Here is a 25,720-nt window from a genome sequence, read left to right on the forward strand (position 1 = left end):
ATTTACCTACCTTTTAATCCCTGATATATATTTTCTAATCCTTCTATTATTTTTTCTGAACTAACCTGTGAAAAACCTAATCTGAAAGTATTTTCTCCATCCTTACTATTTTTGTAAAACATCACTCCAGGAGTTATAAACGTATTTTTTTCCCTTAAGATGTAAAAAAGTTCTTTAGAGTTCTTGTTAACTTCAGATTTAATTGTAATATAAAAACTTAATCCACCCTTAGGATCTATAAAATCCACCAAATCCTTAAGCTCATTTTCTAATATAGTTTTCATAAGTATATATCTAGAATGATATTCTTTTTCTATATACTCCATATGATTAGTCCAATAACCTTTAGATATATATACTTCTAAAGATCGTTGCATAAGACTTGATGTAGATATATCTGTATTGCTCTTCGATATTTGAAAACTTTCTCTAAATTCATCTGGCGTTATTATATACCCCATTCTTATACCTGGTAAAAATATTTTAGAAAAACTTTTTATATATATAACCCTGTTATGATCATCCATTTTTTTTATAGGATAATACTCTATACTATCATCATAAATCAACTCCGATAGATAATCATCTTCTATTATATAAAAATCATATTTTAAAGAAAGTTCTAAAAGCTTTTTCTTTTTTTCTTTTGAATATGTTATCCCAGTAGGATTCTGAAAATAACTCATCATATAAAAACATTTTATTTTATATCTTTTTAATATCTTTTCAAAAAGTTTTATATTAACGCCATCTTCCTCCATAGGAATCTCTATAATATTGGCTTTTCTCCATTTAAAAACATTTAGTGCTCCAATATATGTTGGTTTCTCTATAGCTACATTATCATTTACATTTATTAGTGATTTAGATATTATATCAATACCTTGTTGAGCTCCAGAAACTATTAATATATTATCTAATGAAACCTCATTATTCCAAAACCTATCATTTATAGAATCTCTTAATTTTTCATATCCCATTACATCTTGGTATATAAGAGCTTCTGCACCATCCCTATCTAAAACTTCATTAATAGCTTTTTTAAGATTATTAACTGGTACAAAATTAGCAGATGTTGTTTCCCCAGTAAAGTCAATCCACTCCTTTAATCCTCCAGAAGTTAATTTTTTAAATGTTTCTCTATATTCCTTTTTAAAACTTCTAATTATCTCTTTCTTTTTAGCATAACTTCCGCTACCTAAAATTTGAACTACTGCACCTTCCTGTGATAGAAGTTTATACGCAGATATTATTGTATCCTTGTTTACCTTTAAAAATTTTGCTAGTTCTCTTATTGAAGGAAGCTTTTCTCCATCCGCCAAAATTTCTTGTTCTATAAGTTTCCTTATATTATTAGCTATTTGAATATATTTAGGACATTCATCAGAAAAAGTCATATAATACTTTTGCATATTTTATCCTCCAAGTAAAAAATGTTTTTCTTAAATTTTATATACATTTTCATTTATAAGCTTTTTACCATCATCTAATAGATAATCGCGTCCCTTCTTCTGTAATAGTCCTCTCCTACTAAGCTCCACTAGAAGTCCTTCCATGTCTATCTTAAAATCTCTAAAAAAGCTATCCTCTATAAGTTCCCTAGAACTTATATAAATATTTTTATTTTTAATATAATTTATAAGTACGTTTGAACAATTAGTAATATTCATATCTATATAATTATCAAGATACTCTACTATTCTTTTAAATGTATCTACACTATTTATACTATTATCAAAAATGCTATCTACTATTTCTTTAAAACTATCATCTAAATTTGTCGTCATAGATATACAGTCTTTATTTACAATATAACCATTGAAATTCAAATATAATCTTGAATAATCATCTATTGCTTTTAAAACTAACGGATAAATACTATAAACCTTGCCATTATGCATGTACTTTTTGCACTCGCTGATACTTTTCATTAATGCACTTAAATAAACAAGATTCCATCTTTCTCTATCTACATCCTTATAATATTTAAACGTATTAAACTTGTCTGTGATTTTATTATCTTTTGAAAATATAAGCTTTGACGAAAAAAACTTTCTATGAAGGGTATCCCCACTTAAATTTGATTCATGAAAATTTAAAAATTCTTCTTTACTAAGCATCTTTATATGTACTTCTACTGTTTTTTCTTCTCCGTATATATTTTTTATTCCTTTAAAGTCTTGATTTACTATTACAAATAAATCGATATCTGACTCATCCCAAAGGTCTCCTGTAATCATACTCCCAAAAACTGTAACTGCTAATACACTTTGATTCTTTTTTAAAGCTTGTATTAATGAATTAAATGCATTTTGATACTTAATAATATTGCTATTCAAAGCCTATTCCCCCCAAATTATTATTTTTATTAACCTCAATTATACGACTTAACATTATTTTTAACAACTATATAATTATTTCTACAATTTCTTTTTTAAATGGTAACTATCATATATAAGAAAGGTATATTCTTGTTATTGAATATACCCAATAAAATCATTTTATCTATTTTTTCTTTTACTATAACCATATATAGGTAATCCTAATAAAGTTATTACCACTCCACTTATAGCATAATTCGTGTTACTTATAAATGTACTTACTATTATATATAAAGCACCTAATATCCCTAAAATTGGTATTATTGGATATAAAGGAACTGTATATCCTTTTTCTATATCTTTAAATTTTCTTCTAAATATAAAGATTCCTATTATAGTCATAAGGAAAAATATCCACGCAACGAACATAATTAAATTTGTTAACATGTCAAATGAACCAGATATAATATATAATATTGCTAAAATAACTTCTAATATACTACAATAAATTGGAGCTGCTGACTTTTTATTCACCTTTGCAAGATATTTACTTCCAGGTAACAAATTATCCTGTGCCATAGCATATGGAATTCTTGTGCCTGTAAGCATATATCCATTTATAGCTCCTATTATTGATATTAATATACCTATTGCTATAAACTTAGACCCAAAATTACCAAATAATATAGTCGCTGCATCAGAAGCTGGTGTCGTAGAGTTTATAACATGCTCAAACGGAAGTATTTTTATTATAGCTAAATTAAAAGCAACATAAACTATTATCGTTATTAATATTCCTAGTATAATAGATTTTGGAATATCCTTTTCAGGTCTCTTAAATTCCCCAGCCATATTAGCTACATTAACCCATCCATCATAAGCCCAAAGTGTTCCAAGTATAGCGGTTCCAAAACCACTAACTGTAGCAGATGTTTCCATAGTTAATCCCTGAGTTTGACCTTTAATTAAACCTAATATAACTATAATTACGATTGGTAATAATTTAGCTATAGTTACTATGCCTTGTATATTTTTAGCTAAATTACTAGATATAACATTCATTGTGGCCATAAATATTAGCAAAACTATAGCAACTATTCTCTGCTCCGGAATGGTTAATGGAATAAATACTGTTATTTGAGTAGTTAATACTATAACTAGCGCCGCTAACGCTCCTGGTATATATATTACAGTCTGTACCCATCCAAACAAAAAAGCTATTCTTTCTCCATATAACTCCTTTAAATATACAAAAATCCCTCCTGTTTTAGGTATTGCTGCTGCAATTTCAGCAATTGTAAGACCTGATGCCATAGTTATAAGTCCACCTACAATCCAAGCACCTATACCTAGTGTTGGACTTCCACCATTTTTAAACACTATTGTAGGCTTAAAAAATATACCTGAACCTATTACAACTCCAATAACAATAGTAATAGCATTAAACAGTCCTAGGTTTTTTTCTAATTTTTCATCTTTTGTTTTGTTCAAAAAAATCACTCCTTAAATTACTTTTTATTATTTTAACCACATTTTATTAATAAATCAACATTTTAAAAAATATAACATTAATATTTTATCAAAATAAAAAAAGCGATATTTTAGTAAATAAATCACTAAAACACCACTTTTAAAATTTAATTTTATTTAAAACGCTTTTAGTAGGAAACTCCTTATCATATTAATTGGAATGAGTAAGTTCGCACTTGCCAAATTAAAATTTTGATGCTTACTTATAGGTGTACAAACCCTAAAGAATGAAGTTATTGCATTTATTATAAATTTCGTCATCTACATCAGCCTTAATATAAGTTCCCATATCCCTATACTCTTCTTCTAAAACCTTAGCATTTCTGTGCATAAACGCTACTACTTGTTGATCACTATAAGGAATAAGTAGTTCTACAGTTTTTAAGGTATATGGTAGATTATTGCTTATAGTATTTAATAATCCATCTAAATTTATTCCTTCACGCGCAGATATTTCGACTACCTTATAATTTGCATTTTCTAGTCTAAGTTTTTCTAAATTTGCTTCGTCTGCTGCATCTATTTTATTTAAAATCAAAAGTATAGGTTTATCAGTTACTCCAAGCTCTTTTAAAACTTCTTCTACAGCAGATATTTGCTCCATAGCATAAGGCGATGATGCATCTACTACATGACATAAAAGATCAGCAAATATAACCTCTTCTAAAGTTGATTTAAAGGCTTCAACTAATTCGTGAGGTAATTTTCTAACAAAACCTACTGTATCTGTTAGTGTAGCTACTCTATTATCTAAAAGATTAATTGCCCTTGTGGTTGTATCTAATGTTGCAAACAGCATATTAGCTTCAAAAACCTTCTCTTTTCCTTGTAAATCTCTAGATGATGAAAAATCACAAATCTTATTTCTTAATGTTGATTTACCAGCATTAGTATATCCTACTAATGCTATCTGTGGTAAACTCTCCTTATTTCTTTTTTCTCTTTGTGTCTCTCTTATTTTTTTAATCTTTTTAAGTTCATCACTTAAATCATATATTCTTTCCTTTATATGTCTTCTATCTGTTTCAAGTTTTTTTTCTCCTGGTCCTCTTGTTCCAATTCCTCCACCAGTTCTTGATAAAACAGTCCCAAGACCCATAAGCCTTGAACTTCTATATTTAAGTTGAGCAAGCTCTACTTGTATCTTGGATTCTCTTGTTTTAGCTCTAGTTGCAAATATCTCAAGGATAAGAGTTGTTCTATCTATTACCTTTGCTCCTATTGCTTGCTCTAGATTTCTAACTTGTGAACCTGAAAGCTCATCATCAAATATAATTACATTTGCCCTATGAGTTTGCCTAAGCATTGCTATCTCTAAAACCTTACCTCTTCCTATAAAAAAGGCTGGATCTATTTTATTTCTCTTTTGAAATACTTTTTGAAGTACTGGTATATTGCAAGCACTAGCAAGTTCACTAAGTTCTTCCAAGCTCTCTTCTGTATCAGCTCCAACTAAAATAGCCTTCTCACTAATATCTTCTTCTACCTCATTTTGTTTTATTAATTGTTCTATATGATTTATCTTATCTAAAGTATTTAAGCTCATTACCTTATCAAAGGATAAATTTCCATGTTCTTCTGCAATTAACTTATTATTTTCAACCATACAAAAACCAATAGATACATCTTTCATTTTGTCATCTTCTATACCTATTGCCATTATAAGATCTAATTTTAATTTAATAAGTGCTGATATATCTAGTGAAGATAATGTTGAATTTCCATTTGGATGAGTATGAATTATCCTAACCCCAGAAAGTTTCTTTTCACTTATATCTATTATAGGTACTTCAACACTCGTACTATCACCTATAGCTACACTTATTATCTTTCCTTTTCTATCTATTCCAACGCTTATTTCCCTTTCTATATGAGCCGAAATTCTAACTATAATATCCATTATTTCTTTAGTACAAACAGAATCTTTAGGAACCTTTATATCATAAATCCCCTCCAACTCACTTAGAAAAGAATTCTTAACACCTTCTATATTTCCATTTATCATAATATCACCTAACTTTCTTGACAACTTTAGATTAATTCTATACTATGGTAAGATAAAAGTAAATACGTTCAAATACATATATTTTAGGAGGTAACTCATGGACAATAAGAAGCGTAATATTATACTTGACGAAAAAAAAATTCAAGATAAAATAAAAGAACTTGGCCAAATAATTGCAGATGATTACAAAGATAAAAACCTTTATGTACTTTCATTACTTAGAGGTAGTTTTATTTACACAGCTGATTTAGTTAGGGCTATAGATATAAAGGCTCAAATAGGTTTTATGACAACTTCAAGTTACGGAAATGAAGAGACAAGCTCTGGTAAAGTTAAAGTTGTAAATGATATCCCTGATAATATAGAAGGTTTAGATGTTTTAATTGTAGATGACATTATAGATAGTGGTATAACTATGGATTTTGTTATAAATCATGTAAAAAAATTAGGCGCTAAATCTGTTAAAACTTGTACTCTTTTAGACAAACCTTCTAGAAGAAAAGTAGATTTAAAACCTGATTATTGTTGTTTTGAAATTGATGACCTATTTGTTGTTGGTTATGGCTTAAATTATGGAGATTACTATAGAAACGTTCCTTATATATTTAATTGGGAAAGTTAAAAAGAAAGAACTAAATGGATAGTACATCTATTTAGTTCTTTTTATTTTCATTATTAAAACTTGAGCTTTTATTTTCATTATTTGAAGTTTTATTTATGTTATCTAAATTAAAAGGATTATTTGGAACTCTTCCTACTATCACAGTTTCTGCAACTGGAGTTATATTCTTAATGTCTACATCTCCGTGGGCAAAAGGCATTACTATATTTATCTTACAAATAAAATTTAAATATATCTTATGTCTAGTTTGATTTATACCTGCAGATTCAAAGCTAGAATCATAACTTGTCTCAACTATTCCTACAGGTTCCATTTTAACCTTTACCTTAGGTCCCATATGAGAAAACAAATTGTTTTTTGTTATATATCCAAGTGGCATATCTACTCCTATTGATCCAACCTCTGTTATTTCCTTCTGAGATCTTATAGCTACTTCATTTGCTATACTATTCATTTTTAATGTGTCAGCTCGCATCATTATAACATTCCCATCTTTATCTCTCTCAATTTTTATTAAATCATCATAATTAAAATTCTTTGAATAAACATCTAAAACATTTTTATTCATTATCTCTACTGCTTTAGCTCTCATCTCAGTAGATACAACTAACATTACAGTAGGTGTAATAATTTTGTCAAAGTAATAAGTTACCCATACAAATAATGTTAATAATACTATCACAAAACTTGTAAAATATATAAGTTTTTTTCTTTTTTTATTCGTATTTCTTAATTTTTTATTACTATAGTACACTTTTTCACCTTCTTTTTGATTAATATATTTACTCTTTATATTATTATGCTATAATTAAATATATTATTTAATTATTTATCCAGTATTTTCCATTTTGTTTTTTATAATATAGGAGGTTTACATGACTGAACAAAAAAAGACAGTTAAAAAAAAGAAAAAAGCAAAGCCTAAAAAAGCTTTTAAAATTTTTAAAATTATTGTATTAAGTATATTATTTTTAATTTTAACATCAGGAGTTATAGGCTTTGGATATGTATATGCAGTAATTAAAAATACACCAAAGCTTAAGGTTGATAAGGTACTTTCTTTAAATCAACCATCTAAGTTATTTGATAATAAAAATAACGTTATGGATAATGTTATAACAGATGAACAACGTTTTGTTATAGGATATGATGCCATGCCTGAAAATTTAAGAAATGCCTTTGTAGCTATTGAAGATGAACGTTTCTATAGTCATAAAGGTGTAGATCCTAAAAGAATGGTTGGTGCTGTTTTTGCAAACTTAAAAAATGCTATTTCAGGAAAGAAAGGTCTTCAAGGAGCTTCTACTTTAACTCAACAGCTTCTAAAAAATACAGTTCTTACAAATGATCAAACATTAGAAAGAAAGGTTAAGGAAATTTATCTAGCCTTAGATCTTGAAAAATCATTATCTAAAGAACAAATTATGGAAGCATATTTAAATACTATTCCGCTTGGCGGACAGGTTTATGGCGTAGAAGCAGCTTCTATTAGATATTTTAATAAACCAGCAAAAGATTTGACACTTTTAGAATGTGCTTATATAGCTGGTATAACGCAAGCACCAAGTTATTATGATGCTCTTTCACCAAATTCTAAGAAAAATCCTACACCTTTTTTGAATAGAACAAAAACTGTAATTCAAAAAATGTATGATATAGGTAAAATAACAAAAGAACAATATGATAGTGCTAATAATGATTTAAATGAAATGAAAAAGCAAGCAGATGAAGGAACTTATAATATAGCTAACACAAAATTCGCCTTCAATCCTGCTAAAAAATCTCAAAAAATGGATTACGAATGGTTTTCAAGACCTGTTGTTAAACAAGTTATTGCAGACTTAAAAGAAAAATATAAATATACTGACGAACAAGCTACTAAATTAATAGTTAATGGTGGTCTACAAATATATACTACCATGGACAAAAATCTTCAAGATTATACTCAAGCAGCCTTAAACGATAGAGCTAATATCCATTTAGACTCTAAGAATGTAGATGAATTTGATAAAAATGGTGTTCCTCTACTTCAAGCTTCTGCAACTATAATGGATTATAGAACCGGTGAAGTAAAAGCAATGGTAGGAGGTCGTGGTAATCAAGGTGCTAAATCTAACAATAGAGCCTTTTCTGATTTAAGATCTATTGGTTCCGCAACTAAACCTCTAACTGTTTATGGTCCTGCTGTGGATATGAAGCTAATGGGCCCTGGTACAACTATGGAAGATAGTCCACTGTCTGGTAAACTAGCTGCCACATATCCTAATTGGAATCCACAAAATGAAAGCAGACGCTTTACTGGTACAAAAACTTTAAGAGTCGCTTTAAGAGAATCTATAAACTTAATAGCTATAAAGGTTGAAGATGCTATAGGTTATACTAATGGTATAGCTTATGGAGAAAAATTCGGTTTAAAATATAATAATAAATCTAAAACTAGTATTGCAGCTGCTTCATTAGGACAATTTGATAACTCACCACAAGATAGAGATGGTGGTAATACTTACTTAATGGCTGCAGCCTATGGTGCTTTTGGTAATTCTGGAACCTATACTGAACCTATACTATATACAAAAGTATTAGATCTTAATGGTCAAGAAATTTTAACCAATTCACCTAAGACTAGAAATGTAATTTCACCGCAAGCTGCATATATACTATATGATATGCTTAAAGAACCAGTAAACAATTATTCTGCTAAACCTGCAAAAGAAAAACTTGGCGATATACCAGTCGCTGGTAAAACAGGTACTACTGATGGTAATAAAGATCTTTGGTTTGCAGGATTAACACCTTATTTATCAGCAGCTATTTGGGTAGGTTATGATGTTCCTCGTGAGATGAAGGGACATAGTGGAACTGCTGTTACACCACTTTGGGGATTAATAATGGGTAAAGCTCATGAAGGGCTTGCATATAAAGAAATTCCTGAACCTAGTGGAATATCTAAAGCTGGTGTATGTATGGATTCCGGGAAAACGCCTACTGATTTATGTTCTAAAGACCCTAGAGGTCAAAGAATTACCTCTGATTTTACTATAGGTGGCGGAAATTCAAGTGCTCTATGTGATGCTCATGTACTTGTCAAAATTAATAAGTCAAATGGAAAACTTGCTAATGCAAATACTCCAGCGGATCTTATAGAAGACAGAGTATTTATAAAGAAAGAATATGCTTCAGATCCAAATGCATCTTATGTAGTCCCTACTGAACAAGATGATTCTAAGCCTTCACCTAAACAAGAACCTGTTACTCCAGTACCACCTAATACAAATAATAATGGTACTAATAACAATCCTACTAATGGAAATAACAATTCTGGTGCTGGCACTGGTGGAAATGGTAACCCTAATGGTACTAATAATAACGGTAATACTGGAACCGAAACTCAACCACCAGCTAATGAAAAACATTAAAAACTAGGGCTTCTAACTGCTCTCTTGTCTAATTGACAGGGAGCAGTTTACTTATCCCTAGTTTTTCTATTATATTTATATTAATCTTTCAAATACAACTTCTTTACTTATTTTATAAGTTAAACTATCAATAATAACCTTATATATTTTAGGACACCCAACTTCTCTCCACTTTTTCATATAGTTGGCATTTGCCTTATGAATATAATAAAAATTTTCATCATACTCATCTGAAAATTCTAAAAACTCTAGCAAACTTCTTTTATCTACCTTTATTTCATCACTAGAAAAATTCTTCATAATTGGTATCAAATATTTCATAGGAACATTATAAGGATATTGCTTAGCATTCTTTAAAACTTTAGCTTCTAACAAACATCTCTTTATTATTCTATTCTCTTTAGTTTCTTCATCTACAAACATCTTAAATATCATTCCTTGATTCTTAAAGTTATCTAGTCTTATTCTTATCATTTATTCATCTCCTAGTAAAAAAACTGCTAAGTATTTAGCAGTCTTAATTTTCTCATATGTTTTTTGGTTATTTTAAATAATAATATCATATGTTCTACTGTTAATGCAAAATTTAATATTGTATTATTTTAAATAAATTTAATTATTTATTGCTTCTCAATGGTAACTTTATCATTATTATAATTAATAAAAATAATACCACTAGATACTAATAAAAGAGCAATAATTATATTTAAATTTAAATTTTCTCCCTTTACCATAATGGCTGATAATAATGCACCTGATACCGGAATTATAAATCTAAATAAAGTTATTTCAGAAGCTTTGTTATACTTTAAAAGCATATACCAAAGAGTAAATGCAATAGATGATAATAATGCTGAGTATATTAAAAGTCCATATGCATATCCTGTAAATATTAGACTTTGCCTTTCCATACTTTTACCCAATATAATCATTATTATAGAACCTATTAACATTTGTAGACCACTCATAAGTACTGGATTTACACTTTTGCCAAGCTTTTTAACCATAAAAGTAGCCACAGTTGACATAATAGCTGATAATATCATAAAGCCCTCACCTTGAAATCTGAAGCTTGTACTGATTTCACCACCCCAGTTTACTATTATCACTCCTAAAATTCCCGTTAAAAGTCCAATAATTTTTCTATAATTTAATTTCTCATCCTTGTATAAGAAATGAGCTATTATAACTACTAAAAAATTTTCTAAACTCCCAAGTATAGCACCTTGCATAGCTGAAACATTTCCAAGTCCATTATAAAAAAAGAAATAACTAAGAGCTGTTTGCACTAAACCTAGAATAAATATTAGAAACCAAGCTTTTTTGGATATTTTAAATGATATTTTCAAGATATACCTTGCGAACACTAATATAATTATTGATGCTATAAAAAACCTATATCCTGCTAAAGAAATTTTTCCTGCTAAGTCATAGCTTTTAAGATTTAATTCTTCATAACTTACTTTTAAAACCGGAAAAGCACTTCCCCATAATATTGAACAAAGTATAGCTATTAATATAGCATTCCTTTTATTTTTATAAAATTGTGATGTCATATTTTCTCCTTCTGTTTTTTTATTATTAACTTACTCCTTCTCATATTCATTCGAATGAGTAAGTTCCTATTACTAAATTAAAAATTTTGATAGTCACTTAATGAAACTCCTTCTCATATTCACTCGAATGAGTAAGTTCCTACTGCCAAATTAAAAATTTGGATAGTCACTCATAGTATATAATACCTTTAACTTGCCTTATTTACAAGTTACCCAACTTAATCCTTGAATTCCTTTATTTAAAGTATTATAATAAGATAAGGTTTATACTAGTTAGTACAAATTTTAAGTTAAAACTTAAGGAGGAACAAACATGAAATTAAATGATTTAATTAATTCTAAAAGAAAAGAAAAAGAAAGAAAACAAAAAATTAAAGTTGTTAAAACTGCTGCAACAACTGCTGCTGTAGGTACAGCTATAGGTGCTTTGGCTGGTCTATTGTTTGCTCCAAAATCAGGTAAAGAAACTAGAGAAGATATCATAGAAGCTTCTAAAAAAGTCAATGAAGAAATAAAAACTACAGCTACAAAAGCTAAAGAAAATTTAGCTGAAAAAACTAAAACTGGAAAAGAAAATGTCTGCCAAGCTAAGGAAAAAATTTCTTCTTATTTAGCTACAAAAAGAAATAAAGAAACTGCTGAAGTTGTTGAAACTAAAGAAATAAATGAAGAATCAGTAGTTGAAAATGTACAAGCTGATAACTAAGCTTGAATAGGTGATTATATGTATATAGATTTAAATACTCTTTTTTGGGGATTTATAGGAATATTACTAGCTATAGCTATTATATTTTTAATAATTGCCCTAATAAAATTCACTAAACTTATAAATAATATTAATGATTTAATAGTGTCTAATAAAACTAAGATTAATAATCTATGCTCCTCTTTACCTGAGGCTGCTGAGAATATAGTTGTTGTTAGTGAAAACCTTAAAGATGTTAGTGATGTAGTTACTGAAACCACAGCTGATGTAATAGTTGCAAAAGAAAACTTAACTAATAACTTTGAAACAGTAAAAGACATTATTGATATTATTGTAAAAGTTTTTTCAAAAAATAAATAGGTAGCTTTTGCTACCTATTTATTTTTTCCTTCTATTATTTCTATAACTTCCCTAGATTTATCTTCCCCTAATAACTTCTTTATAATATAAAGACTTGCATCTAATGTATTATTTATATTATTAGCCAGTATAACTCTACCATTATCTACTATGCTTTTATCAGACAAATTTACTTTGTTTAGTTTCTCTTTGAATTTATCTCTATAAATTCCATCTATATTAACCATAAGCCCTTCCAAAAGTCCAGATTTAACTAATAACAATGCACCATTAGCTATTCCCAAAACAACTTCTAATTTATCAAACTTATTATTTATAAATTTTTGTATTTTTTCATTATTTAAAATAATTTCGATATTTTCTGTAGCAGGGAGTACTAATATATCAAGCTTTTCTATATCATTTAATGAAATATTTATATTAAGTTCTGCCCCTACTGAAGTCTTTATATTTCCAACATTCTCACCTATTGTAAAAACTTCAAAAGCTTCATCCTTAGCTTTGTTAGCTAAGGAAAATATTTCATATACTGTAGCCACACTCATAAAGTCACAGCCTTCGTATAAAAATATACCAATCCTTCTTTTTTCAGTTTTGTGTATACTTAAGAACGCATCCTTTGTTAATCTATAAGTAATTTCATTTCCGTGTTTTCTTATGGCTTCAAATCCAAATTTGCCTATAGTATTTTTCCCTGTTTCCGTAACTACTGTGTCCATAATAACCTTGCCACCAAATTCATTAAAATAATATTCTAGCATAAGTCTCGTAGCTTCTGAACCATAACCTCTATTTCTAAATTTATTCTGAACCTTTATGTTAAATCTTGCTATTTTTGTAGCTGAATCATAACCATGAAAACTTACTTCTCCCACTGGCTTGTTATCATAATTATATATAAGGGAATAAAAATTCTTACCATCAGTTGGAGCTATCATTTTTTTATAAAATAATTCCCATTTAGATTCATGAAATTCAAAAATTCCACCTAACTCCTTCATTGTTTCATAGTCTGACCACAATTCTTTAACAAAACTCAAATCTTTAAATTCTGGTTGTTTTATATAAACTAGTTTTCCATCTCTTCTATATAATCCATTAACCTTGTCCATTTAATCTCACCTAACTATCTATATTAATTACAATTCAAGGCATACAATAAAAATAATTAATCCTTATAATCGCATTTTCTGCCTAAATTTCAAATCTTACCATAATTATATACTATATTAAGATTTTATAATAGAACTTTTTTGATATAGAAAAAGTACAATAATGTTTATAAATACAGATTAAGTTACATAAATTTTATATTTATAACTTCTATTCTTTAAATAAAAATCTAGAATTAGTATAAAATTTAGTTATACTAAATTTTATACTAATTCTTTGTAAACTAATTTAAAATCAATATATATGAAACCTACTTTATGACTAGATTTAATTAATATTTCAAAAAAATATTTTTTTTAAAATAAATATTGATTTTTCCCATAAAACTATATATAATTAATTTGTTTGTTTAGTAGACTTAAACTTTAGGTTTAGTAACACTTAGGCATATTAAAGAAAAAATAGTCAAACTAGATGAGAATACTCTATTAATTATTTTCAGCAATATGTCTTATAAAACAATTATGTTTGTGAGGTGTAAAATGTGCAAATTGGAGAAAAAATTAAAAGACTACGAATTGAAAAACAATTAACTCAAGAAGAATTAGCTAATAGATGTGAACTTTCTAAAGGGTTTATCTCTCAACTTGAAAATGACCTAACCTCTCCATCTATAGCTACTTTAATAGATATATTAGATATCCTTGGAACAAATTTAACTGAATTTTTCAGTGAAGATAACAAAGAAAAGCTAGTATTTACTAAAGATGATATGTTTGAAAAAGAAAATGATGAATTAAAATACTCTTTAATGTGGTTAGTTCCAAATGCTCAAAAAAATGAAATGGAACCAATTATGATAACTTTAGAACCTGATGGACGTTATATTGAAGAAGAACCTCATGAAGGTGAAGAATTCGGCTATGTCTTGTCTGGAATAATAAATCTTCACCTAGGAGATAAAACTTTGAAAGTTCGTAAGGGAGAAAGCTTTTATTTTAAACCAAAGGCTAATCACTATATATCAAATGCAGGTAAAACTCAAGCCAAAGTTATCTGGGTTAGTACTCCCCCATCATTTTAAATGAGAATCCAAATTTTCAATTTGGTTATTCGAATTTACTCATACGAATGTAATAAGTAGGAGTTTCATTATAAGTAAGCATCCAAATTTTCAATTTGGCTAATGCGAACTTACTCATACGAACTATAGTGAGTAGGAGTTTCATTATAAACAGAAAGAGGTGTTTTTATGGATGAAAACATTATAGAACTTAAAAATATATATAAACAATACGGAAAAAATACTATATTAGATAATTTTTCTATTAATATAAAAAGAAACGAATTTTTAACCCTTTTAGGTCCTAGTGGATGTGGTAAAACAACTACTCTAAAAATATTAGCTGGTTTTGAAACAGCAGATAATGGTGAAGTAATCTTTGAAAATAATGTTATAAATAATCTTCCGCCAAACGAAAGACAAATAAACACAGTATTTCAAAAATACGCCTTATTTCCACATATGAATGTATATGAAAATATATCTTTTGGTTTAAAAATAAAAAAACTTTCAAAAGATACTATCGATAAAAAAGTTAATGAAATGCTAAAACTTGTTGCATTAGAAGGTTTTGAAAAAAGAAATATAGATTCTTTAAGTGGTGGTCAACAACAAAGAGTTGCTATTGCAAGAGCTTTAGTTAATGAACCTAAAGTTTTACTTCTAGACGAGCCTCTTGGCGCTTTAGACCTAAAACTTAGAAAAGGTATGCAATTGGAGCTAAAAAATATACAAAAGAAATTAGGTATAACTTTCGTATTTGTAACACATGACCAAGAAGAAGCATTAACTATGTCTGATACAATAATAGTTATGAATAAAGGTAAAATTCAACAACTAGGTTCTCCTGAAGATATTTATAATGAACCTGCTAATGCTTTTGTTGCAAGATTTATAGGCGAAAGTAATATACTTCCTGGAGTGATGCTAGAAGATTTTAAAGTTAAGTTCTGCAATAAAGTTTTTACTTGTGTTGACAAGGGATTTGATAAAAATGAAGAAATTCAAGTTGTTATTAGACCTGAGGATATTGCTATAGTTTCTGAAGAAGAAGGCATGATTAAAGGAAAAGTAATCTCTTCAGTATTCAAAGGTGTACATTATGAAATAGAAGTTATGGAAAACGATAGAAAATGGATATTACACAACACTAAATGCCCAGCTCCTGATAGCTTTATAGGTATGAACATTTATGCTGATGAAATACACATTATGAAAAAAGAGAGTTTAGAAAATGAATAAAAAACGTAATATTTCAACTTATCCTTATATAGTTTGGAGCTCCCTTTTTATTGTAATCCCTTTACTTATAGTGTTGTTTTTTAGTTTTACTCAGAAGGTTGACAATTCATTTGTATTTTCTTTAGAAAACTATAAAAGATTATTTCATCCTTTATATTTAAAAGTTTTTGGTAGATCTTTATATTTAGCTTTAACTTCTACAATAATTTGTTTAGTTTTAGGCTATCCAGTTGCTTATATTATTTCTAAATACCCTATTAAGAAGAGAAATGCTTTAATCCTTCTATTTATATTGCCTATGTGGATGAACTTCTTACTTAGAACTTATGCTTGGATGGCTATCTTAGGGAAAAATGGCTTTATAAATACAGTCTTAAATACTATTGGTTTACCAACGCTTAATCTTCTTTATAATGATGCTGCAATTATGCTAGGTATGGTATATAACTTTTTACCATTTATGGTCATTCCAATATATACTGTTCTTATTAAAATAGATAAAGACCTCATAAATGCAGCTTATGATTTAGGTGCTAAAAGAAATTATGTTTTTAGGAAAGTTATATTCCCTCTATCTATGCCAGGAGTTATGTCTGGTATAACAATGGTATTTATGCCTGCTGTATCAACCTTCGTAATTTCTAGATTACTTGGTGGTGGTCAATATATGTTAATTGGTAATCTTATAGAACAGCAATTCACTAATACTGGTGATTGGAATTTTGGTTCCTCTTTATCTATTTTTATGATGTTCATAATAATTATATCTATGGCACTTATGTCTAGGTATGACAAAGATTCTAAACGGGAAGGAAGTGAATAATATGCTTAAAAGTCTAGAAAAAGTTGGTGAGCGTTTTTATATAGCTTTAATATTTATCTTTTTATATGCTCCTATTTTTACTTTAATAGTGTTTTCCTTTAATAGTTCTAAATCTATGGCTAGTTGGGGTGGATTTACATTTAAATGGTATAATGAACTTCTAAATGATGATAAAATACTTAATGCACTATACTATACTCTAGGCATAGCTTTGACTTCTGCAATGCTTGCTACCATAATAGGAACGTTGAGTGCCATAGGTATTCATAAAATGAAAGGAAAAAGAAAGCAATTACTCTTAAATATAAATTATCTTCCTGTACTTAATCCTGATATCGTAACAGGAATCTCTCTTATGAGTTTATTTGTATTTATAGGTTTATTTTTTAAGGTTAAATTTGGCTTAGTAACTATGCTTTTAGCTCATATAACTTTCAATCTTCCATATGTGGTTCTTTCTGTCTTACCAAAATTAAGACAAATGCCAGATAGTTTAGAAGAAGCAGCTTTAGATTTAGGTGCTACTCAGAGTTATGCTTTAAGAAAAGTTATACTTCCACAAATAAAGCCTGGTATTGCTGCTGGTTTCTTAATAGCATTTACTATGTCTATAGATGATTTTGTTATAAGCTTCTTTACTACTGGTCCTGGAGTTTCTAACCTTTCTATAGAAATTTACTCTATGGCAAGAAGAGGTATTAAACCTGAAATAAATGCATTATCAACTATAATGTTTATTGTTGTATTACTTCTTCTTTTAATAGTTAACAAAAAGGATTCTTTAATAAGAGGTGAAGAAGTTGAACAAGGCTAGAAAAATAATTAGTATATTATGTATTGTTGTTATTACATCATCTTTTTTTTCAGGTTGCTCTTTCCTTACTGGTAAGGGCAATACTAAAGTTTTAAACCTATATAATTGGGGTGACTACTTAGATCCAGAATTGAAGGTTAAATTTGAAAAAGAAACAGGAATTAAAGTTATAGAGGATACTTATGAAACAAATGAAATAATGTACCAGAAATTAAAATCTGGAAATTCCGATTATGATTTAATAATACCATCTGATTATATGATACAAAAAATGTCTAAGGAAAATTTATTATCTAAAATAAATTATAATAATGTTCCAAATTTTAAAAATATAGATGAAAAATTCACAGATTTGCCTTTTGATCCAAAAAGTCAATATTCAGTTCCATATATGTGGGGTACTGTTGGTATTATTTATAACAAAAAAACTGTTAAGGAACCTGTTGATAGCTGGAATATATTATGGAATTCTAAATATAAAGGTCAAATAATAATGACTGATAGCGTTAGAGATGCTATGGCAGTATCTTTAAAGAGACTTGGATACTCTATTAATACTAAAAATGAAAATGAAATAACTCAAGCTAAAGAAGAACTTATAAAACAAAAGCCTTTAGTTCTTGCTTACATAGTTGATGAAGTTAAAGACCTTATGGTTAGGGAAGAAGCTAGCCTTGCAGTAGTCTGGTCTGGTGATGCTGTCACTATGATGGAAAGAAATGAAAATTTAGCTTATGCTATACCAAAGGAAGGTACTAATAAATGGTTTGATGGTTTATGCATACCTAATGGTGCTAAGCATAAAGCTGAGGCTGAAGCCTTTATAAATTTTTTATTAGAGCCTGAAAATGCTAAGCAAAATGTTGAATATATAGGTTACTCTACATCTAATAAACCTGCATTTGATTTATTGGATAATGAAACTAAAGAAGACCCAGTTGCTTATCCTAGTGAAGAAGCGCTTCAAAACTCAGAAGTCTTTGTTGATTTAGGAGATAGACTCAAAATTTATGATGATGCTTGGTTAGAGATTAAATCAAAATAGAAACTAATACTAAAAATATTAATAATAGAAAATGCTAGAAGAATAAAAACTTCTAGCATTTTTATTATATATTATAAATTCGGAAACCAAATATTTATTTCTCTTTTGGCGCTTTCTATAGAATCAGATGCATGTACTGAGTTTTCTGACTTGTTAAGTGCAAATAATCTTCTTATAGTTCCCTCTTCCGCCTTATTTGGATCTGTAGCTCCATTTACATGTCTTATAACTTCTATAGCATTTTCACCCTCTAAAACCATAGCTACTAATGGACTTCTTGTTATATATTTTATTAAAGATTCAAAAAAACTCTTGCCTTCGTGCTCTTTATAATGAAGTTTTGCAAATTCTTCTGTTATTTGTTCAATTCTAATATCAATTACCTTTAATCCTGAATCTTCATAAACTTGAATTATACTTCCTATCAAATTCCTTTCTACAGCATCAGGCTTGATTAATACTAAGCTTCTTTCCATAATTTTAACCTCCATATAATCCCCAATAAAAATTATAATTTAAAAATGTTCACCATAACATTATAACTAAATTTGTACATAAGTGTAAATATATTTTCTGAAAATTTCAAAAATTTAATCTATTCATATCCTCTTAATATTCTAAAGTCTTTGCCTCCAACCCTAAACTTAATTAAAGAATCACTTATATATACAACTTCCTTTGTCATTAAATCTATAAATTTTAAAAAACTATACATTTCCTTAATTCTAAATTCATATTCCTCACCAATATTAAAAGCTACTATTATAAATTCTTCATCTTTAATTCTAGCAAATGCAAATTGATTATTAGAAAGAAATAACTGTTTGTATTCCCCTTCTTGTATTGCTTTATTATTCATTCTTATTTGTGATAATTTACTTATATTTTCCAAAACTTCTTTATTATTTGCTGATGCTTTTAATTCCTTTAAATTCATATTAGGTCTTAAGGCTTCATCCCCTTGTTTTTTGCTTCCTTCTATTAAAAATTCGCTACCATAGTATATAGCTGGCTTTCCTTTCATAGTATAAAGCATAGCATAAACATTATTTATAAGTTCTTTATCTTTTAAAATACTAGCTATCCTATCTACATCATGATTATCTACAAAGTTATAAAAGTCACAATTTTTATATATTCCATAATTACCAAATTGTCTATTAAAAGAATATGCTATTTCAAAATAATTTTTATCATTATGACTTGAGTAAATACCTTTATAGCACTCATAATTTGTAACAGCATCTAACATGTCTTTATTACATATACTATTATAATCGCCATGTATCATTTCTCCAATTAACCATAATCCATCATTTAAAGTACTACATAAATTTTTAACCTCTATTAAAAACTCTCTATCTAGTGAATATGCAACATCTAATCTTATACCGTCAATATTAAATTCATTAACCCAATACTTAATAGCATTAAAAATATGCTCTTTAACCTTTACATTACTTAAATTCAATTTTACTAATTCATTGTGACCTTCCCAATTACTATATGATAGTCCATCATTATAATTGTTATTTGAATTAAAATTTATATAAAACCAGTCTTTATATTTAGATTTATTTCTATTCCTTATTACATCCTTGAAAGCCCAAAATTCTCTTCCTACATGGTTAAATACGCCATCTAATATTACTCTTAAATTATTTTCGTGAAGTTTTTTTGAGAGATTTTTAAAATCATTATTATTACCTAATCTACTATCTATTTTAAAATAATTCGATGTATCATATCCATGATAACTTGATTCAAAAATTGGCCCAAGATATATGGTATTAATGCCAATATTCTTTAGATGATCTATAAACTCGTCATTAATTAATGAAAGTCTGTTGACATACATATCATCATCCTTTTTTCTATAAAGTGCTCCACAAAATCCTAAAGGATAAACTTGATATACAATAGCTTTATCTACCCATTTTCCCATAAATTAATCTCCTTATAAACATTCTCTATTTAAATAAATATATAAATATATACCATAATAATAAGAATAAAATTATTTTCTTTTATTTTGCCTATGTGCTATAATTTGTAAAAAAGAGGTGGTTTTATGATTAGAAAAAAATTAATAATTTTTGGCAAAGTTCAAGGTATTGGTTTTAGATTTTTTGCTCAAATTAAAGCTACTCATCTATCTCTAACAGGATATGCTAAAAACCCAGAAAATGGTAACGTAGAAATTAATATTCAAGGTGAATCAAAAAATATAGATAATTTTATATCTATTTTAAGAAAAGGAAATGGTTTCTCTAGAATTGATAACATCACAGAAACAGAACTTCCTATAGAACAATGTGAAACAAATTTTTCAGCTAAATATTAATAAAGTGGGCCTATATAAAATTCAAAACCTTGTTAGTATAATACAATGTTTCAAATTTTATCTTGCCCACTTTAATATTAAATATAAAAAAGCTTCTATTTTTAATATATTTTCATATATGCATCTGGCATATATGAATTATATTTATGTTCATAAATATATTTATTATTTATTATTGGATCATATTTAAAATACCATTTATTATTTATCTTTTTTAATAGTATATAGCAATTATTCTTTATTTCATAATTAACGGCATTTAATTCATTTTTGTTAGAAAATAGCGGTATATTATTATCTTTAACATATATTTTTAAATAATCCTCTCCCACTACTTCATAGCCATAAGCAAGCAATGCATGTCCTCCAGAATTATTAAATACACTTACTACTAAAGGCTCTCCTTTCTCAAGAGGTGTTACAAAATCATTAATATTTATCTCTTTTTCTATAGCATATTTATCAATTCCAAGAATACTTTTTATCCTCTTACCATAATAATAAAGCTCATTATTTATAGCATCTAACCTACCTAATGCTACATACGGAATATATTCGGTCTTTGGTTTTATATCTTTTTGCTTGAATTGATAATAAGTTATAGCTTGTAACATTTCCTTTATGTCCTTTTGCTTTATATCATCATATGATTGTTGTTGTTTATTAAATAATAATGTATAAAGAGAGTTCAAATCTAAATCTTTTGGCTTATAGTCATCATAAAATAAACTATTAAATTTATCTCTTGAATCTAAATTTTTATCATGATTTAATCCATAAATCTTATTTATACTATCTTCATCCATATTATAGTCACCTATAGATTTATTTATTTTAGTAATATCATATCCTAATAAATCTCCTTCATTTTCTTTATTTTTAGGTAACTTTCCCAAGTAATTCATCTTTTCAATATAAGCTATTCCAAAGCAATTACCCTCTGTTGAAAAATCATTTTTCATATTTTTAAAACTAATAGTATATTTTCTTAAATCAAAGTCCTTTATAAGTTTGGTATTTACTCTATTACTAACATCACTTCTTTCATTTAAAAATTCGTTAGCTTCCTTCATATATGCCATTTCCTTATAATTCTTATTATTTATAATATACATATCTAATGGAAGTATAAAGCATACTATAATAACTATAGAAATCAGCACTCCTATTATACTAAATATTAATTTTCTTAAGAATATCTTTCTTCTCCAAATACTTTTTAAAGTCTCATCTATTAATACATTTACACTATTATTTTCATCAATTTCAAAGTAAGTACCTCTATGAATATTTTCTGGAAAACTCTCAAAATTCATATTCTTCTTAACTTTACCATCTTTAAAGTATATCATTCCATTTTTCTTTTTAATAAATTTAAGACTCACATTCAATCACCTACTTAATTTGCTCTAAGTTCCAAGTTATTTATCTATTTAAAAGTTTATTATTTTTTTCTTTAATAACATTATAATCTAATAACTGTAAATCATTATCTCTTATTATGTTTGTAAGTAAAGTAGAGTATAATAAGTTTCCCTCTTTATCTGATTTTGTACTATACCCTGCATTCTCTATAGCTATAGCTTGGTCTTTATAATTTTTTGCTTCAAACACCCCATTTTTTCTATATCTTTTATTATTCTTTAGAAATTCCCCATAATCTTTTATAGATTCATTCCTACTTGAATAAGCTCTAAAGTCATCATATATTACATCTTTAAAATTTTCATTAGTCTTCATTTTTACTTTAGGACCCTTCCATGACTTATCAGCTTTAATTCCAAATAGATTATTACTTTTTGAAGAAAGTTCTGATTTACCCCAACCAGTTTCAAGTGCAGCCTGTGCTATTAATATAGATGGTAATATTCCATAATTTGAATATATATTATTTGCCTCATCTTTAATTTCTTCTATAAATAATTTATTTTGCGAATTTTTATCTAAATTATTAGGCACTAATCCTACTGTTTGAAACTTTTTATAATTAGCTTTTGCTCTTAAAGCTATCTTCTCTTCTAAATTCATTTCTTTTATAACTTCATCCATAGATTTAATACCTATTATCTTTTTGCCATCTATATTCTTTTCTATAAAAAATCTGTCTGCTATTTCTTTAGCATCTTTTTCATCAACACTTTCAAAAACATTATTTTTAATAGCTCCAGCTATTGAATATATCTCTTTCCAATTTAACTGGACCTTATCTTTACTTTTTTCATCAACTAAATCTATGTATTCTTTTATTGAATTTTTACTTATTTTTACTTGTAATGCCTCTTCCTTTTTTATTTGTAAAAAGTTATAAATAACTATTCCTGTACAAATAATTGATATTATAAAAATACACATTATTATAAATTTTCTTTTTCTCTTTTTCATCTTGTTATTGTTCATATATTCTCCATCCAATTATTTTTCTTATATTATAAATTATTTATTTAACTATTTACGTTGTTTTATAAAATCTTAATAAATTTTTAAGAAAAATTCTTTTAATTACACCTTCAAACCCCAAATTTCATTAATACTAAATTATTCATATAAATGCTAGTAAATAGTTGTTTGTTTATATAACTATAAAAATCTTAAAATTGCAAATTATAAGTTAAGCCATAAATCCTCTATTGAATCATAATCTCCACATACTTTATCAATAAGATCATTCATTTTATTTTCATCCCAACTTTTATACTTTTTTATCTTTCCTAAAGTTATTACATTAGAAACTTTGCCTTCTTTTGCAATTATTTCATCTTCACTATTATCTATATATTTTTGTAAATCTCCTTTTATAGTATTTTGTATTTCTATAGTTTTAATTCTTTCATTATCTTCACTTCTAAAATCAATTAATATTCTATCTTTATATTTTATAGTATTTAAAAATTCTCTATGTCCTTCTAACCCATAATTAAACCAAATATCATAAATTGCTTCATAATCTTCACCAAATTTAAGCATTAAAAGATATAACATAATATCCTTATTCTCTATATTACTACTCTTTATTCCTACAATACATTCATCCTCTATATTATGTAAATTAGATTCATAGTCTTTTATAAATATTATTGGTAATTCCTCATCTTTTACCTCAACTATTAAAGGTATAACACATCCTACATCTACATTTTGCAAAATATCATTCACTGTAAATTCAGCCATTTAATCACTTCCCCAAATTTTGCTGTATACTCATATATTAGCATAATATATTTGTAACTCAACCATATTTCAAAATAAATTTTTCTTTATTTTATTTTTCTCTATTTATATCATCAAAACCATTTTTAAACCATTGAAGTAACCCTCTCATTATAGGCTTAGTCTCCCCATTTTCATTTAAATAATTTAATCCGTTATATCTTGTAACTGCTAGAGATAAATAGTCAATAGAAAGCCTACTTATGTTCGCCGGGGCTAAATGTGGTGTAACTATTTCATTTATGCTGTCACATTTTTTTGAATCACTAAATACTATAAATTTCCTACAGCTAAGTGGTCTCACTTCATATATACTACAAGCATTGGAATCATTTAAAAACACACACTTTTCCTTCTTTTCTATGTATTCTAAGCATTTTAAATTTTTTTCTTCTACCGTGAGCTCATGTGAATTAAGAGGTGGATTCAATATTTCAAGCTTTTCTCTTATTATATCCGAAATTTTCTCTAATTCTTCTTTTGATTTTGTGCTAATTAGGTATTTTCTTATAAGTTCAGCTTCTATAGGCGTACATTCTAAATAAAGTTTACAACAAGAACCACACCCCTTTTGACAAGATGCATACTTTTCAAATATACTAATCCCCTCATCAGCTTTTTTATATATGTTTTTCAAATTTTCAAGTCCTTTTGATACTGTTATAGAAGGTTTTCCTTCATGAATAAAAATATTTTTCATAGAATAATTAGTTATTTCATCATAAATTTTCATATTATCTGTTTGTGAAAATATTACTTGTTCACCTTTATAATTTTCACCTAAAGTATGATACTCATGCTTCTTCTCTATACAACAATCTTTAAATAATAATCCATTTCCACAAGGACATTTTTCATTTAAATCTATTTTAATTATTTTATTTGTATTTGTTTTCATTATTTCCTCCCAAGTTCTAAATTATCTTATATTATTAACACAGTTTTAAATTATAACATCGATTAATATATTTGTAAAAAATTATACAAAACCTCTTTACTTTATATTTCTTATATGTTATACTTTGTAAGTAATCAAAATTTATAAATAGGAGGTAGAGTTATGTTATCATTATTTAATATTTCACTTAATAAAACTAAATATAATTTTTTTGTTGTTGGCTCTACCAATAATGTTATATAACTATTTATATCTATAAACTTGTTATGTATCCATGAGCTTTCAATAGCCCATGGATTTTTTGCGTCTAAAATATTTCTGTTATTTAAAAGCCATGGTTAATTCCGTGGCTTTTTTATATAAAAAATTTATGAAAGGAGATTTAAGAAATGAGCAATTATTCAAATCCAATGTTTAAAAATATGAAAATGAGGAAAAAATCAACTATAGGAGGATATATATATGTTTATTTACGGAGAATATAATCTTTTTTATACTGCATATTTAGAAACTATTAAGGAATGTAATCTTAAACGTTTTTGCAAGGACGAAAACATTGATTTTTACTATTTAAAAAATCTAATTAGTAATAAAAAACATTCTAAAACTAAATAGTTTTAAGCTTACGATATCGTATGAATATAAGGACAGTAGA

The 25,720-nt window shown here is 27.1% G+C and carries 25 protein-coding genes; 11 read left to right on the plus strand and 14 right to left on the minus strand.

Annotation, left to right across the window (positions count from 1 at the left end):
* Nucleotides 1-2: 2 nt before the first annotated feature.
* The 4 genes from BUB01_RS00335 to hflX all read right to left on the minus strand — a co-directional run bounded on the left by BUB01_RS00335 (nucleotide 3) and on the right by hflX (nucleotide 5,856).
* A complete protein-coding gene (locus tag BUB01_RS00335; RefSeq protein ID WP_072984140.1) occupies nucleotides 3-1,412 on the minus strand; it encodes an aminotransferase-like domain-containing protein in 1,410 nt (469 codons plus the stop codon).
* 30 nt (nucleotides 1,413-1,442) lie between these two features.
* Nucleotides 1,443-2,339, minus strand: a complete 897-nt coding sequence (locus BUB01_RS00340; protein WP_072984142.1) for a nucleotidyltransferase domain-containing protein — start codon at nucleotides 2,337-2,339, stop codon at nucleotides 1,443-1,445.
* A 162-nt stretch (nucleotides 2,340-2,501) separates the two neighbouring features.
* Entirely contained in the window at nucleotides 2,502-3,812 is a 1,311-nt protein-coding gene (locus tag BUB01_RS00345; RefSeq protein ID WP_072984144.1) for an APC family permease, read from the minus strand.
* Nucleotides 3,813-4,071: 259 nt separating this feature from the next.
* Complete coding sequence (gene hflX, locus BUB01_RS00350) at nucleotides 4,072-5,856, minus strand: GTPase HflX (protein WP_072984146.1); 1,785 nt, start codon at nucleotides 5,854-5,856, stop codon at nucleotides 4,072-4,074.
* A 97-nt stretch (nucleotides 5,857-5,953) separates the two neighbouring features.
* Between hflX and hpt the strand changes: the two genes are divergently transcribed.
* The gene (hpt, locus tag BUB01_RS00355; RefSeq protein ID WP_072984148.1) at nucleotides 5,954-6,478 is read left to right on the plus strand and encodes a hypoxanthine phosphoribosyltransferase; all 525 of its coding nucleotides are present in this window, start codon (nucleotides 5,954-5,956) and stop codon (nucleotides 6,476-6,478) included.
* Between the two features lie 31 nt (nucleotides 6,479-6,509).
* Here hpt and yunB read toward each other — a convergent pair whose 3' ends face one another.
* The gene (gene yunB / locus BUB01_RS00360; protein ID WP_072984150.1) at nucleotides 6,510-7,232 is read right to left on the minus strand and encodes a sporulation protein YunB; all 723 of its coding nucleotides are present in this window, start codon (nucleotides 7,230-7,232) and stop codon (nucleotides 6,510-6,512) included.
* A gap of 121 nt (nucleotides 7,233-7,353) precedes the next feature.
* Here yunB and BUB01_RS00365 point away from each other — a divergent pair, with 121 nt between their 5' ends.
* Entirely contained in the window at nucleotides 7,354-9,894 is a 2,541-nt protein-coding gene (locus tag BUB01_RS00365) for a transglycosylase domain-containing protein (RefSeq protein ID WP_072984152.1), read from the plus strand.
* A gap of 75 nt (nucleotides 9,895-9,969) precedes the next feature.
* Here the strand turns inward: BUB01_RS00365 and BUB01_RS00370 are convergent, their stop codons facing one another.
* Nucleotides 9,970-10,368, minus strand: coding sequence for a hypothetical protein (locus BUB01_RS00370; RefSeq protein WP_072984154.1), 399 nt, complete (start codon nucleotides 10,366-10,368; stop codon nucleotides 9,970-9,972).
* Between the two features lie 146 nt (nucleotides 10,369-10,514).
* Nucleotides 10,515-11,450, minus strand: a complete 936-nt coding sequence (locus tag BUB01_RS00375) for a DMT family transporter (RefSeq protein ID WP_072984156.1) — start codon at nucleotides 11,448-11,450, stop codon at nucleotides 10,515-10,517.
* 313 nt (nucleotides 11,451-11,763) lie between these two features.
* On the opposite strand from BUB01_RS00375, the gene BUB01_RS00380 reads away from it, so the two are divergent.
* Both BUB01_RS00380 and BUB01_RS00385 read left to right on the plus strand, forming a co-directional pair.
* Nucleotides 11,764-12,156: a YtxH domain-containing protein gene (locus tag BUB01_RS00380; protein ID WP_072984158.1), complete on the plus strand. Its 393-nt coding sequence runs from the start codon at nucleotides 11,764-11,766 to the stop codon at nucleotides 12,154-12,156.
* A gap of 18 nt (nucleotides 12,157-12,174) precedes the next feature.
* A complete protein-coding gene (locus tag BUB01_RS00385) occupies nucleotides 12,175-12,516 on the plus strand; it encodes a hypothetical protein (RefSeq protein WP_072984160.1) in 342 nt (113 codons plus the stop codon).
* 14 nt (nucleotides 12,517-12,530) lie between these two features.
* Here the strand turns inward: BUB01_RS00385 and BUB01_RS00390 are convergent, their stop codons facing one another.
* Nucleotides 12,531-13,628, minus strand: a complete 1,098-nt coding sequence (locus tag BUB01_RS00390; protein ID WP_072984162.1) for a GNAT family N-acetyltransferase — start codon at nucleotides 13,626-13,628, stop codon at nucleotides 12,531-12,533.
* A 545-nt stretch (nucleotides 13,629-14,173) separates the two neighbouring features.
* Between BUB01_RS00390 and BUB01_RS00395 the strand changes: the two genes are divergently transcribed.
* The 5 genes from BUB01_RS00395 (at nucleotide 14,174) to BUB01_RS00415 (ending at nucleotide 18,616) form a co-directional block, all read left to right on the plus strand.
* Entirely contained in the window at nucleotides 14,174-14,713 is a 540-nt protein-coding gene (locus BUB01_RS00395) for a helix-turn-helix domain-containing protein (RefSeq protein WP_072984164.1), read from the plus strand.
* A gap of 168 nt (nucleotides 14,714-14,881) precedes the next feature.
* Nucleotides 14,882-15,934, plus strand: coding sequence for a spermidine/putrescine ABC transporter ATP-binding protein (gene potA, locus BUB01_RS00400; RefSeq protein WP_072984166.1), 1,053 nt, complete (start codon nucleotides 14,882-14,884; stop codon nucleotides 15,932-15,934).
* On the plus strand, nucleotides 15,927-16,757 hold the full coding sequence (locus tag BUB01_RS00405; RefSeq protein WP_072984168.1) for an ABC transporter permease: 831 nt from the start codon (nucleotides 15,927-15,929) through the stop codon (nucleotides 16,755-16,757). Before potA ends, BUB01_RS00405 begins: the two co-directional genes overlap by 8 nt.
* Nucleotide 16,758: 1 nt before the next feature.
* Nucleotides 16,759-17,571 (plus strand): ABC transporter permease, encoded by an 813-nt coding sequence (locus BUB01_RS00410; protein ID WP_072984170.1) that lies wholly within the window; start codon nucleotides 16,759-16,761, stop codon nucleotides 17,569-17,571.
* Nucleotides 17,558-18,616, plus strand: a complete 1,059-nt coding sequence (locus BUB01_RS00415; RefSeq protein WP_143152432.1) for an ABC transporter substrate-binding protein — start codon at nucleotides 17,558-17,560, stop codon at nucleotides 18,614-18,616. Before BUB01_RS00410 ends, BUB01_RS00415 begins: the two co-directional genes overlap by 14 nt.
* A gap of 71 nt (nucleotides 18,617-18,687) precedes the next feature.
* Here the strand turns inward: BUB01_RS00415 and ndk are convergent, their stop codons facing one another.
* Together ndk and BUB01_RS00425 are read right to left on the minus strand one after the other, a co-directional pair.
* Nucleotides 18,688-19,092 carry a nucleoside-diphosphate kinase gene (gene ndk, locus BUB01_RS00420; protein ID WP_072984174.1) on the minus strand — a complete coding sequence of 135 codons (405 nt, stop codon included), beginning with the start codon at nucleotides 19,090-19,092 and terminating at the stop codon, nucleotides 18,688-18,690.
* 119 nt (nucleotides 19,093-19,211) lie between these two features.
* Nucleotides 19,212-20,561 carry an alpha-amylase family glycosyl hydrolase gene (locus BUB01_RS00425; RefSeq protein WP_072984176.1) on the minus strand — a complete coding sequence of 450 codons (1,350 nt, stop codon included), beginning with the start codon at nucleotides 20,559-20,561 and terminating at the stop codon, nucleotides 19,212-19,214.
* A gap of 126 nt (nucleotides 20,562-20,687) precedes the next feature.
* Between BUB01_RS00425 and BUB01_RS00430 the strand changes: the two genes are divergently transcribed.
* On the plus strand, nucleotides 20,688-20,960 hold the full coding sequence (locus tag BUB01_RS00430; protein ID WP_072984178.1) for an acylphosphatase: 273 nt from the start codon (nucleotides 20,688-20,690) through the stop codon (nucleotides 20,958-20,960).
* A 101-nt stretch (nucleotides 20,961-21,061) separates the two neighbouring features.
* Here the strand turns inward: BUB01_RS00430 and BUB01_RS00435 are convergent, their stop codons facing one another.
* The 4 genes from BUB01_RS00435 to BUB01_RS00450 form a co-directional block, all read right to left on the minus strand.
* Entirely contained in the window at nucleotides 21,062-22,345 is a 1,284-nt protein-coding gene (locus tag BUB01_RS00435; RefSeq protein ID WP_072984180.1) for a hypothetical protein, read from the minus strand.
* Nucleotides 22,346-22,385: 40 nt separating this feature from the next.
* Nucleotides 22,386-23,357: a glycoside hydrolase family 73 protein gene (locus BUB01_RS23780; protein WP_072984182.1), complete on the minus strand. Its 972-nt coding sequence runs from the start codon at nucleotides 23,355-23,357 to the stop codon at nucleotides 22,386-22,388.
* Between the two features lie 204 nt (nucleotides 23,358-23,561).
* Entirely contained in the window at nucleotides 23,562-24,128 is a 567-nt protein-coding gene (locus BUB01_RS00445) for a hypothetical protein (protein ID WP_072984184.1), read from the minus strand.
* A gap of 91 nt (nucleotides 24,129-24,219) precedes the next feature.
* Entirely contained in the window at nucleotides 24,220-25,065 is an 846-nt protein-coding gene (locus BUB01_RS00450) for a YkgJ family cysteine cluster protein (protein ID WP_072984186.1), read from the minus strand.
* Nucleotides 25,066-25,527: 462 nt separating this feature from the next.
* On the opposite strand from BUB01_RS00450, the gene BUB01_RS23050 reads away from it, so the two are divergent.
* Nucleotides 25,528-25,680 (plus strand): hypothetical protein, encoded by a 153-nt coding sequence (locus BUB01_RS23050; RefSeq protein ID WP_159433193.1) that lies wholly within the window; start codon nucleotides 25,528-25,530, stop codon nucleotides 25,678-25,680.
* Nucleotides 25,681-25,720 lie beyond the last annotated feature (40 nt).

Origin of the sequence: Clostridium cavendishii DSM 21758, from assembly GCF_900141845.1 — a bacterium.
Taxonomy (GTDB): Bacteria; Bacillota; Clostridia; order Clostridiales; family Clostridiaceae; genus Clostridium_AG; species Clostridium_AG cavendishii.